The 12,484-nt window shown below is 53.9% G+C and carries 13 protein-coding genes; 12 read left to right on the plus strand and 1 reads right to left on the minus strand.

Annotated features, from left to right (window positions below; translation table 11 throughout):
* The first annotated feature begins 112 nt into the window (after positions 1-112).
* The 10 genes from NM10_RS11685 (at position 113) to phoU (ending at position 9,942) form a co-directional block, all read left to right on the plus strand.
* Positions 113-1,306: a hypothetical protein gene (locus NM10_RS11685; RefSeq protein ID WP_020311748.1), complete on the plus strand. Its 1,194-nt coding sequence runs from the start codon at positions 113-115 to the stop codon at positions 1,304-1,306.
* Complete coding sequence (locus tag NM10_RS11690) at positions 1,299-2,798, plus strand: LptA/OstA family protein (protein ID WP_020311749.1); 1,500 nt, start codon at positions 1,299-1,301, stop codon at positions 2,796-2,798. The genes NM10_RS11685 and NM10_RS11690 overlap by 8 nt, the downstream gene beginning before the upstream one ends.
* A 264-nt stretch (positions 2,799-3,062) precedes the next feature.
* Positions 3,063-3,746, plus strand: a complete 684-nt coding sequence (locus NM10_RS11695; protein WP_020311750.1) for a response regulator transcription factor — start codon at positions 3,063-3,065, stop codon at positions 3,744-3,746.
* On the plus strand, positions 3,743-5,443 hold the full coding sequence (locus tag NM10_RS11700; RefSeq protein WP_020311751.1) for a sensor histidine kinase: 1,701 nt from the start codon (positions 3,743-3,745) through the stop codon (positions 5,441-5,443). The genes NM10_RS11695 and NM10_RS11700 overlap by 4 nt, the downstream gene beginning before the upstream one ends.
* A 275-nt stretch (positions 5,444-5,718) precedes the next feature.
* Positions 5,719-6,597, plus strand: coding sequence for a phosphate ABC transporter substrate-binding protein (locus NM10_RS11705; RefSeq protein ID WP_020311752.1), 879 nt, complete (start codon positions 5,719-5,721; stop codon positions 6,595-6,597).
* A gap of 17 nt (positions 6,598-6,614) precedes the next feature.
* Entirely contained in the window at positions 6,615-7,538 is a 924-nt protein-coding gene (pstC, locus tag NM10_RS11710) for a phosphate ABC transporter permease subunit PstC (protein ID WP_020311753.1), read from the plus strand.
* A 1-nt stretch (position 7,539) separates the two neighbouring features.
* Positions 7,540-8,157, plus strand: coding sequence for a PstA family ABC transporter permease (locus NM10_RS11715; RefSeq protein ID WP_239639731.1), 618 nt, complete (start codon positions 7,540-7,542; stop codon positions 8,155-8,157).
* Entirely contained in the window at positions 8,157-8,417 is a 261-nt protein-coding gene (locus tag NM10_RS14830; RefSeq protein WP_239639732.1) for a hypothetical protein, read from the plus strand. Before NM10_RS11715 ends, NM10_RS14830 begins: the two co-directional genes overlap by 1 nt.
* Positions 8,417-9,274 (plus strand): phosphate ABC transporter ATP-binding protein PstB, encoded by an 858-nt coding sequence (gene pstB / locus NM10_RS11720; protein ID WP_020311754.1) that lies wholly within the window; start codon positions 8,417-8,419, stop codon positions 9,272-9,274. Before NM10_RS14830 ends, pstB begins: the two co-directional genes overlap by 1 nt.
* A gap of 17 nt (positions 9,275-9,291) precedes the next feature.
* Positions 9,292-9,942 (plus strand): phosphate signaling complex protein PhoU, encoded by a 651-nt coding sequence (phoU, locus tag NM10_RS11725; RefSeq protein ID WP_020311755.1) that lies wholly within the window; start codon positions 9,292-9,294, stop codon positions 9,940-9,942.
* Between the two features lie 331 nt (positions 9,943-10,273).
* Here the strand turns inward: phoU and NM10_RS11730 are convergent, their stop codons facing one another.
* A complete protein-coding gene (locus NM10_RS11730; protein ID WP_020311756.1) occupies positions 10,274-11,209 on the minus strand; it encodes a YitT family protein in 936 nt (311 codons plus the stop codon).
* 194 nt (positions 11,210-11,403) lie between these two features.
* Here NM10_RS11730 and ispE point away from each other — a divergent pair, with 194 nt between their 5' ends.
* Together ispE and NM10_RS11740 are read left to right on the plus strand one after the other, a co-directional pair.
* On the plus strand, positions 11,404-12,252 hold the full coding sequence (gene ispE, locus NM10_RS11735) for a 4-(cytidine 5'-diphospho)-2-C-methyl-D-erythritol kinase (RefSeq protein ID WP_239639733.1): 849 nt from the start codon (positions 11,404-11,406) through the stop codon (positions 12,250-12,252).
* Positions 12,253-12,274: 22 nt separating this feature from the next.
* The coding region (locus NM10_RS11740; protein ID WP_020311758.1) for a GntR family transcriptional regulator at positions 12,275-12,484 on the plus strand (210 nt) is incomplete at its 3' end.

The raw sequence follows: 12,484 nt of genomic DNA on the forward strand, positions 1-12,484 counted from the left end.
ACCKATTTATTGCAATTTATACATGAGTCTTATATAATGGAGGTAGTATTCAGAAAAAGCCAAGAACGATACGATTAGCATAGAAAGAGACTGAATTTTGGAGGTTACGCCTATGTGGAAGAAAAAAGTAGCATGCATCCTGGCTGTCATGGCCTTGTGTGGGACCATGGCTGCCGGTGCGGCCGATTATACGATCCTGGAAAAAGCGGATAAAGTCGAAACGACGGTCTACGGGACGACCCAGACCGGTTCCCTGAACGACCGCATCGCGGCGCTGGACAAGCTGCTCAACGGTCAGTCGACGGTATCCGGCAGTCTGCAGGATAAAACTAATGCCCTATATAAAGATGTATATGGGAATTCCGGTTCCGATTTGTCCCTGTTGACGGCAGTCAACCTCATGCAGTGGCAGTATTCCGGCCAGATTACCGATGAACCCCTGCTGGTCCGCATCGAATCGCTGGAACAGAGCATTGACGGCAAGACCATGAGCGGCTCCCTGGAAGGCCGTGTCCTGGCCCTGCGCCGCACGCTCCTGGGCAATAAGAAGTACGTCTCCCAGACCGTGACCATTCCGGCCAATACGCTGGTGACGATGACCAATATCGACGCCCTCAACTCGAAGACCATTCAGGAAGGCGACGTCGTCCGCTTTGCCGTGGCTGATGATATCTGCGTCGGCGACGTCATCGCCATTCCCCGCGGCATGGAAGCGACGGGGACCGTCACCAAGGCCCGGAAGTCCGGCCGCTTTGGCAAGGACGGCAAAATCGAAATCACCTATGACAACGTCCGCGCTGCCGACGGTTCGCCCGTAGCCCTGACGGTCGGCGATAAGACGAAAGAAGAATATAAGCGCATGGCCGGTGCTGTCGGCGCGTCTGCTGCCGGGGCCATCATCCTCGGACCAGTCGGCCTGGTCGGCGGCCTTTTCGTTCATGGCAATGAAGTCGATATCCCGGCAGGGACGACGATGTACGCCGAAACCAAGGAAAATGCCGAAGTCGTCGGTTTCAAGGAAAATGGCGTCATGGATGACATGAAGACGGCCAATATGGCTGCCAGTGGCGTACAGGTGCCGACCTTTGCGCCTGTCACCAATAGTGATGTCGACAACAGCGGGGCTGGCGATGCCGGTACGTACACCGACACCGATACGGCGCCTCAGAGCAGCAACGGCGATTTGCAGGCCGGACTGAAAGATGGTACGGTTACGCCTGTCGACCTGTACAACAGCAAACACAATGACGACCAGCAGGCCGTCGTAACCATTCAATCCAATACAGCAGGTGACGCGAATGAATAAAACGTGGACAGCGGCGATGATCGCAGCCCTGCTGCCTCTGACCTTTTCGGCCAGTGCAGCTGATACAGCGAAACTTCATACAGATAAGGTCATGGCCGTTCCCGTGACAGAAAAGAAAATCCTGCCCGTCGATTTGGACCAGGCTTCTGCTTCGCAGGACGTCGTCCTGCCGCAGCAGCCTGTCCACATGACGGCTGATACATTCGTCGCCCGCAACTCCGACGGCTATGTCAAGAGCCGGGGCAATGTCGACATCAAGCAGGGCATGGATGAAATCCATGCCAACTATGTCGAAGGCAACATGAAGAGCGGCGTCTACCATACGAAAGGACCCGTAGTCTACGTCAACGAAACCAATGCCCTGACGGGCCAGGACGTGACCTATAACAGCCAGAACGGCAGCATGACCATGGATAAGGTCGAAGGCTTCGTCGGCCCGACGACATACGTCCGCGGGACCGATGCCGAAATGTACGATAATATCGGCTATATCAAGCATGGCCTGATTACGACGCCTCACGCCGTCGCCAAGACGCCGGACTATTATATTACCGGTGATGACATCCGCATCTATCCGGGCGAAAAGTTCACGGCAGAAAATACGGCCCTCTGGTTCAAGCACATCCGCCTGTTCACATATGGCCATTATGAAGGCCGCCTGGACAGTGAACATACGAAATCTTCTTTATTCACGCTGCTGCCGCGGCCGACCTACAACAGCGATGACGGCATCGGTGTCCGGGGCTATGCCGATGTGCCCCTCAACCAGTCCGGCGACCTGAGCTTCCATGCCAGCTATGCCCTGAATAGCAAGAATGGCTTCAAGCCGGCGGCCCAGCTCCAGAAGAATACTAAAATCGGCACTTTCCGTTTTGGCTACAGCAAAGAAGAAAGTACCGATAACGACAATAATATCTGGGCTACGAAGTGGCCGGAACTGGAATACTTTGCACCGCGCATCCATCTCGGCGATACGGGTATCTATATCGATTCCAGTGCCAACTGGGGCCGCTGGGCTGAAGACGGCGTCAAGACGGGGACGCATAAGGGCTTCCGTACGGAAATCACTCATACGCCCATTCCCTTGTGGCAGCGGGCCAATGTCCGCTTCTTCGCCGGCTATCGTAAGGATTTATATTCTACCAATGATGCCCAGCGCCGCGATCCCTATTCGGGCGTCATCCTCAACCAGGGCATCAACGACCGCCTGTGGACCAGCTTCTGGTATAAGAAACACAATGTCAGCGGCTATACGCCGTACCGCTTCGATACCCTCGATGACCCGCGCCAGCATGGCATGTCCATCGGCTACGTCCTGACGCCGCGGGATACGGTCATCTTCACTTGGGCTCAGGACCTCGACGATGACCATATTTCGGACCGCAATTACACCTGGGTCCGCGACCTCCACTCGTTCATTGCTACCATCACGTATAAACAAGTCGATAAAGAATGGCAGGTCAAAATAAAGGCCAAGGACTTCGATTTCTAAAAGGGGAGAGGACAGGAAAACTTTTTGCTATCATGCGCAGTCCCTTTCTCTTCCGCGTTTGTAGGGGTCGCCACGTGGGCGACCCGTTAGGATTTGGAGGATTCTTCTAGCAATCTGATTGGGAATCGTACATATCCCCAGAGCGGGCTCGCCACGTGCGACAAGCTCTTTTTTTACCCTCTTTTTACAGGGCGTATTTGCATTTTTGCGCTATAATGGAATAAAGTGAGAAAACTAGATTTTACATGAAAGGACTGTCGCTTTATGCCTTTGATTTACTGTGTAGAAGATGATGAAAATATTCGTGAACTCGTCGGTTATGCCCTGCGCAGCCAGGACTTCGAGGTGGAAACCTTTGCTGACAGCAAGGAATTCTGGCCGGCTTTGGAGAAGCGGACACCGGCTTTGTTCCTCTTGGATATCATGCTGCCCGGTGAAAGCGGCAATGATATCCTTGACAAACTGCGCAAGACTCAGCAGTACAAGACACTGCCCGTCATCATGCTGACGGCCAAGACCAGCGAATACGATATCGTCAGGGGCCTCGATGGTGGCGCCGATGACTACGTCTGCAAGCCCTTCGGCATCGTCGAGCTCATTTCCCGCATCCGCGCCGTCCTGCGCCGTTCGGGCCGGCAGAGTACGGAAACGAACCTCTATACGTATGGCACCGTTTCCCTGGACCAGGAAAAACATATCGTAACCGTCGACGGCAAGCCCTGCCACTTGACGGTCAAGGAATTTGAACTCCTGCGCTACCTCCTGGTCAATACGGATATCGTCCTCAAGCGGGAACAGATCATGGAAGCCGTTTGGGGCTTCACGTATGAAGGCGAAAGCCGGACCATCGATATGCACATCAAGAGCCTGCGCCAGAAACTGGGCGACGGCGGCAAGATTATCCATACTGTGCGCGGCGTGGGCTATGTCATCGGAGGGAACGTATGAAGCGGAAAGTCTACCTCAGCCTGCTGACCATGGGGCTGGCCTGTATGGCCGTGACCCTGCTCATTTCGACGTGGTTCTTCTGGAACTCCACGCAGCACCAGATACAGCAGGAACTGGTCATGGCCATGGACGTCGTCGAGACGACGATCGAGGAAGGGAAGGATACGTCCGTGTATTTGAAGAAACTCGGCGTCCACGAGACGGATGGCCTGCGCATTACCTGGATCAATACCGATGGCGATGTCCTCTTTGAATCGGACTATGACAAAGGGGTCATGGAAAATCACCTGGCCCGGCCGGAAGTCCAAGAGGCCATCGAGAACGGCAAGGGGACGGCCGTCCGCGATTCCCAGACCGTATCCAAGGCCCTCTATTATTATGCTAAGAAACTGCCCGACGGGACAATCCTGCGGGTCAGTCTGGAACGGGATGCTTTTTACGCCCATTTCCTCAGCCTCCTGCCCTGGGCGCTGCTGCTCCTGGGCTTGTCGGCCCTGGCCTGCATCAAGGCATCGCGGCTGCTGACGGCGAGCCTGCTCAGCCCGCTGCGGCAGACGGCCCTGTTCATCCGCCAAATCAACGACAGCGATGTGAAGATGGGGCAGCCGCCGCAGGTCGACCATGAACTGCAGCCGTTAGTCGATAAGATTTTCTTGCAGAGCCAGACCATTACCGACAATATGCGCAGCCTGGAGCAGCAGCGCAATATCATGCGCCTCATCATGGAAAATCTTCAGGAAGGCGTCATTCTGACAGACAAGGCCTGCGGTATTGCCGGCCTCAACCTGCGGGCTGCCCATTTCCTCGGAGCCAGCCAGACTCAGGACGTCTTGCAGCGCAATCTGAAGGAACTCATCCCTGATGTATCCTGGGATGCCTTGCAGCATATCGACAGTGCCTGTGACGTGAAGCTGATCCGGTCGGACCGCCTGTACTTGTTGACCATTCAGCCCGTCTATAAAGATGACGATTTTTATGGGACCCTCTTCATCATCGACGACGTGACCGAACAGGAACATCGGGAACAGCTGCGCCGGGAATTTACATCTAATGTATCGCATGAACTGAAGACGCCCCTCACGTCGATCAGCGGCTTCGCCGAAGTCTTGTCGACGGGTATTTTCAAGAATAAAGACGACGTCATCCATTTCGGGACGCTCATCCGCAAGGAAGCCCTGCGCCTCTTGCAGATGATCGAAGAAATCATGCACTTGGCCCGCATCGAAGATGGCAAGCGCCAAATCCATCCCGACCGGCTGTGCCTGCGCGATTTGATCCAGGATATCGTGGAATTCATGGAACCGGTCCTGATGGAAAAGAAAGTTACCGTCCACTGCACCATGGACGATACAGAAGTCTGGGCGGACCGCGGCCTGTTCCGGGAAATGATCATGAATCTCCTCGACAATGCCATCAAGTACAATCGGCCTGGCGGCCATGTCTACATCGATGTCCGACACGATGGGCACAAGGCCTTCTTCATCATCCGTGATACAGGTATCGGCATACCTGAGGATAAACAGCGGCGTGTCTTTGAACGCTTTTACCGGGCTGATTCCAGCCGTTCACGAAAAATCAAGGGGACTGGCCTGGGCCTGGCTATCGTCAAGCACATCGTCGAACAGCATCACGGTACCATTGCCTTGAACAGCAAAGAAAACGAAGGCACGACCATCACCGTCACCCTGCCGATATAGGGGAGTGTATGGAGGTATCTACCATCATGCAAGGTTCCTTTTGCTTTATAGTTTGTAGAACTGAGTTTGTAGTTTGCAGAAGATGCTTTAAATTTAAAACCATTCACTACAAACTGCAAACTAAAAACTCTAAAAAGAGACTGTCTTAGGACGGTCTCTTTTTTTACAATATTTTACAATACATACATAAAGTCCTTACATCTCCTTGGTAGGATAAGACTGTATTCAGAATCAGGAACATCTCAGATTCGTTTATTTAAAGGAGAGGATTTTTTATGAAGTGGAAAAAGTTAGTTCTTGTCGCCTTAGCTGCTACCATGGCCATTGGGGCTGCCGGTTGCGGAAGTCAGCAGAAAGCTGATTCCGGGAAAGGTGCTGCTGTTTCCGGAAGCATTACTGGTTCCGGTTCTTCGGCTTTGCTGCCTTTGGTCAAAGATGCTGCCGAAAAATTCAAGGCCAACAATAAGGACGTTACGATCACCCTTAACGCTGGCGGTTCTGGCACGGGTCTGAAACAGGTTTCCGATGGTTCTGTCGATATGGGTAACTCTGACGTACCGGCTGAAACGAAACTGGACAAGGCCAAAGCGGACAAATTGGAAGACCACAAAGTCTGTGTCATGACAGTCGCTACGATCATTAATAAAGATGTCGGTGTCAAGAACTTGACCCGTCAGCAATTACAGGACGTATTCACGGCGAAAGTCACCAACTGGAAAGATGTCGGCGGCAAAGATATGCCTATCGTCCTGGTTACTCGCCCGAAGACGTCCGGTACGCGTGCCCTGTTCAAACAGTACGCAATCAACGGGGCTGAAGAAGCAGATAACAAATCCCTGGAAACGGATAACTCCGGTATCCTCATCCAGAGTGTCGCTCAGAACCCCGGCGCTATCGGCTATGTCGCTCTGCCGTATCTGCTCAATAACGACACGGTTGATTCCGTTTCTATCGATGGCGTAGCACCGACACTGGAAAATACCTATAACGGTACCTACAGCGTATGGGGTTATGAACACATCTATACCAGCAAAGAACCGAAAGCTGCTGTCAAAGCCTTCATCGAATATATCACAGGCGCTGATTACGGCAAACGCATCGAAGAACTCGGTTATGGCGTAAGCTCGAAGATGCAGACCAAAGAAGTTCACTAATTTACTGGAGGAACGATATGAATGCAATCGAAACGGTAGTCCAACGGGCTCACCGTAACGAGAAAGCAGCCAAAACGTTCATCACTATTTGCGGCATCGGTATGGCACTGGTGCCGCTTCTCATTGGCGCTTTTCTCTTCATCAAAGGTACAGATACATTTTTCACATTTGGCCACAGCGTGACGGAATTCCTTTTTTCCGGTCAGTGGAAGCCGAGTGATACGGCAGAAGGCGGCGGCCAGGTCGGCGCTGCTATGTTCCTGGCCGGTTCGCTGGTCACCTGTCTGCTGTCGCTGATCATTTCCCTGCCGTTCAGCCTGGCTTCGTCCATCTATATGACGGAAATCGCGACCCCCCAGCGGCGCCGCCTCATTCAGCCGGCTATCGAATTGTTCACGGGCATCCCGTCGGTTGTCTATGGCTTCGTCGGCATGACCGTCCTCATTCCGGCACTGCGCCATATTTTCCCCATGCCCTTTGGCTTTTCTGTTCTGGCCGCCGGCATCGTCCTGGCTATCATGATCTTTCCGACCATTACGACCATGGCTGCCGACGCCATGGCTGCCGTGCCCAAGTCGTGGCGTGAAGCGTCTTACGGTCTCGGTGCGACGCGCTGGGAAACGATTGCCCATGTCGTCCTGCCGGCCGCCAAGAGCGGTATCTTTACAGGTATCATCCTGGGCCTGGCCCGTGCCTTGGGCGAAGCCCTGGCTGTTGCCATGGTCATCGGCCAGATGAAAGTCTTCCCGACGTCCCTGTTCCTGCCGGCCAGTACGCTGACGACGGCTATTTCGGCCGATATGGGCGGCGCCATGGAAGGCGGCGAATACAACGCCGCTCTGTGGACGATGGCCCTGGTCCTGTTCCTGCTGTCGTTCCTGTTCATCTTTATCATTCATCAGATCAATGCCGCTTCCGAATTAAAAGGAGGACGGAGTTAATATGACAAGTATCGAAACGAAAAAAAAGAAAGATAAAATGATGACGGCCATTTTTACTGGCGGTGCCGCCTTTGCCGTCATCCTGCTCATCGCCTTTGTCCTCTACGTCGTCGTCAGCGGTGTCAGCGGCATGACGCCGCAGCTCCTGTCCTTCAGCCCGACGGGGCTGGGGAACATGTTCTTCAATACGATCTACCTCGTCGTCCTGGCCTTAGTCGCCAGTACCATTACGGGGATCCCGGCCGGTATCTTCCTGGCCGAATACGCCAAGAAAGGGCGCATTACCCATTGGGTCCGCATGGCCGTCGAAACACTGGCCTCCCTGCCGTCTATCGTCGTCGGCTTGTTCGGTTACCTGGTCTTCATCGTCATGACCGGTTCCCAGTGGAACCTCATGGCCGGCGCCCTGGCCGTATCCATCCTGACTTTGCCTTTGGTTACGTCCGTTACCGAAGATGCCCTGCGCAACTTGCCGCCGAGCTACCGCAACGGCAGTCTGGGCCTGGGTGCCTCTCATTGGCAGACTATCTGGCACGTCCTCTTGCCGGCCTGCTTCCCGCGCATCATGACCGGCCTTATCCTGGCCGCCGGCCGTGGCTTCGGTGAAGCCGCTGCCTGATGTTCACGGCCGGTATGTCGACAGACATCGACTGGACGAACTGGGATATTACGGCTACGTCGTGCCCGCTCAACCCCTTCCGTCCCGGCGAAACACTGGCCCTCCACATCTGGGCCCTGCGTACGGAAGCCCTTCATGCAGACGCTGCCCAGCAGGCTGCTGCGTCGTCGGCCATCCTGATGATCATGGTCCTCGTCTTCAGCCTGGCCGCACGCTATTTCAGCTATCGAATTGACAAGAAAATGGGAGGAAATAAATAATGGCAGAAATGACTACGACGCTGACCGGCTTTGCCGCAGCGACGATTGAAAAGAAACGGGCTGCAGAAGCCGTGCAGGAAAGTTCGCAGGCTGCTGCCGGTACAGCGGAATATACCTTCGATGTCAGCCACATGGACCTCTTCTATAATGAGTTCCAGGCGCTGAAAGACATCAACATGAAAATCAAGAAGAATGAAATCACGGCCCTCATCGGCCCGTCTGGCTGCGGCAAGTCGACGTTCCTCAAGACACTGAACCGCATGAATGACTGGGTCGAAGGCTGCCGGGTCACTGGCGATATCCGCTTTGAAGGTAAGGATATCTTCAAGGAAGTCGACCCCCTGGCCCTGCGTTACCGTGTCGGCATGGTCTTCCAGCAGCCGACGCCGTTCCCGAAGAGCATCTATGAAAATATTGCCTATGGTCCGCGCATCCAGGGCATCAAGGATAAGAAGCAGCTCGACGCCATCGTCGAAAAGAGCCTGCGTCAGGCTGCCTGCTGGGATGAAATGAAGGACCGCCTCAGTAAGAGCGCCCTCGGCCTCTCCGGCGGCCAGCAGCAGCGTCTCTGCATTGCCCGTACCCTGGCAGCGGATCCGTCGGTCATCCTCATGGACGAACCGACATCGGCACTGGACCCGATTTCGACGCAGAAAATCGAAGACCTGGCCTTGGAATTGAAGGAAAAATATACTATCGTCATCGTCACACACAGCATGCAGCAGGCCCGCCGCATTTCCGACAAGACGGCATTTTTCCTCTTAGGCGAACTCATTGAATACAATAACACCCTGGATATGTTCACCAATCCGTCCAATCCCAAGACGGAAGAATACATTACCGGCCGTTTCGGTTAAGAGGAGGAAAGGCACTTATGCTGGAAATTTACGAAAAATCCGTAACAGAATTGAAAAATGATATGATCAACCTGGGCATGAAGGTCGAACAGGCCGTCGACAATGCCTGGAAAGCGCTGGAAAACAAAGATGTCGAACTGGCTCAGCGCATTTACGATGGCGACGACGTCATCGATGATTTGGTCAAGAACTGTATGAAGAAGGACTTGACCATCAGTATGATGCAGGGTCCCGTAGCGGCTGACTATCGGAGCTTGATGGCGACGTTGAAAATCCTCTCCGACTTAGAACGGATTGCCGATCACTGCGCCGACATCAGCCACTACGTCATCCATTTGGAACAGACCCATCACAACGTACCCTTGCCGCAGGGCATTAAGGAAATGTACGGCGTCATGTCCTCCATGGTCAGTGATGTCATCGACTTCTACAAAGAACGGGGCACATCGAGCCAGGCCAGCCTCATGCGCGATAAAGACGATATCGTCGACCAGGCTTTCAATAACCTTATGGAAACCTTGGCTGCTGAAATGGCGGCTCATCCGGAAAACTCCAAGGATTACATCGACCTGGTCCTGGTCATCAAATATATCGAACGCATGGCCGACCACGCCAACAATATCGCCGAATGGCTCATCTACCGCGATACTAACGAAATCCGTATTTAGTAATTTGTAGGGGCGCCCACGTAGGGCGCCCGCTTTCGTATATGTGGGAATTTCGTACAGTGCCAGATTCGTGGCTCGTAGCTCGTCGGGGCCGCTGCACGAAGGTTTTTGCCATCATGCAAGGCCCCTTTTTGGCTTTATCTTTTGTAGTGCGGAGTTTGTAGTTTGCAGAGAAAAGCTTTAAATTTAAACCCATCTGCTAACAACTAACAACTAGCCACTAACAACTTGAAAGGAGCTGTCGCGATGCGACAGCTCCTTTTTGGGGCTCCCATCATAGGGGAGCTGGCCGCTAAAGGCGGTCTGAGAGGTTGCTATGAATCACTAGCCCCTAATATTCCGGCGGCATGTTCTTTTTTGTATGCGGCATGGAGAGGGCATCGCCGGGATACTGGTGGTACTTGACGGGCGATGTTGTAAAGCCGCGGCCTACGACTTCTGAGGCATCGCTGATAATCATGAAGGCCTGCGGGTCGAGCTTGTTGACGATTTCCTTGACCTTGGCTACTTCCGTCAGTTTGATGACGGCATAGATGACCCGTTTATCCTGCATGGTATAGGCGCCCTGGCCGTGCAGGTAGGTAGCGCCGTGGCCGACGTAGCGCATGAGGACCTGGGCGATAGGCGTGGCCCGGTTGGAGATGATGATGACGCTTTTTCGCTGTTTCAGGCCGATGACGACTTTGTTGGTGATGAAAGCGGCGATGTAGATAGCGACGAAGGTCAGAACGGCCCGTTCCAGCGAGAAGAGCCAGGCGGCTGCCAGGAGGATGACCAGATTGAGGATCATCGTGACCGTACCCATTTCCAGGGAGTAATATTTCTTGACGATGGCACCGATGACGTCCAGGCCGCCGCTGTTGCCATTGTATTTGTAGATGATGCCGAAGCCGATGCCCGACAAGATACCGCCGGTAATGGATGACAGCATGGCGTCGTGCATGATGTTCCACGTCGACAGGAAGGACGTGACATCGACCAGGACCGAGAGCATGATTGTACCGACGATGCTTAGGACTGTATAGCTGCGGCCCATGAATTTGTAGCAGGCGATCATGATCGGGATGTTGAGGATGAAGATGCCAATGCCGACGGGGAGGCCGGTCAGGAAGTAGAACATGATAGCTACCCCGCTGAGGCCGCTGCTCAATAAGTGGAAGGGGATGAAGAAGGCATTCATGCCGATGGCGACGACCAGACTGCCGACAAAGGACGCCAGGTAGGGGACGGCTAATTCCCAAAGGGTAGGTGAAGTCAGGGTTTTCATAATTTTTTTTCCTCCGTGTTGAATGAAGAATTGTAAAGTAAAGGAAAAAACGGTATAATCATTATAGTATAATGATGAAAGTGTGCATTCACAGAGGATGCGCAAAGGGCGCTGTTCTCTGCTGTCGTCTCATTATAACATAGGGAAAATTTTAATCAATAAGACAATGCACATTTTATGCACGGAGTGAAAGTATGATGAATATAGTAGAAAAAGGATATGGGAAAATTAATCTGGCCCTGGCCATAACTGACCGTCGTGCCGATGGTTATCACAATATTGATACTATCTTTCAATCGATAGGCCTTTGCGATACCGTGACCGTGAGCGAAGCCGATGCGTTCGAGCTCACTTGTTCGCAGCCGTCGCTGGCCTGCGACGAAACGAATCTGGCCTATAAGGCTTGGAAGGCACTTTGTCCGTATAAAAAGGACAATCAACAAGTGACCATCCATATCGAAAAGCATATCCCCATCGCCGCCGGACTGGCCGGCGGCAGTACCGATTGCGCCGCTGTCCTGCGCGGCCTCAACCGCCTCTGGGGGCTGGAGCTGCCAGAAACAGAACTCTGCCGTCTCGGTGCCGGTCTCGGTGCCGACGTGCCTTTCTGCATCTGTGGCGGCACCATGCGCGGCACCGGTATCGGCGAGGAACTGAAACGCCTGCCGCCCCTGCCGGCGTGGTCCGTGGTCATCGTCCATCCCCGCGTGCCCGTACAGACCAAACAGGCCTATGCCCTGTTCGACAGCCGGATCCAGACGGCGCCCGTCGCTGTCGATGCCGTCGAGCAGGCCGTCCGGGCCGGCGATTTCCAGGGATTGACGGCGGCCATGGGGAATACCTTTGAGGAACTGATCATTCCCAATGTGCCGCAAGTCGCCGATTGTCAGCAGCGCCTGACCGCGTTAGGCCTGCAGCCGCTCATGGCCGGCAGTGGGCCGACGGTGTTCGCCCTGGTCCCGCCTGGACAGGAAGAGACCGTCCGCAGCCAGACGGCGTCGTGGCATGATGTCGACGTATACATGACGGCCATAGTGAAATGAGTGGAAGGTGAGAGATAGAACGATGAAAACCACGAAAAGACAACATGCATTAGAACCGATTAAATTAGATGCTTATAAGCCGCTGCGCGAAGTCGTCAGCGAAACCCTGCGCCAGGCCATCAAGGACGGCGTACTCAAACCGGGGGAACGGCTCATGGAAATCCAGCTGGCCGATGAACTCGGCGTCAGCCGGACGCCGATCCGCGAAGCCATCCGCAAATTGGAACTSGAA

Source organism: Megasphaera sp. NM10 (assembly GCF_000417505.1).
GTDB classification, from domain to species: domain Bacteria; phylum Bacillota; class Negativicutes; order Veillonellales; family Megasphaeraceae; genus Megasphaera; species Megasphaera intestinihominis.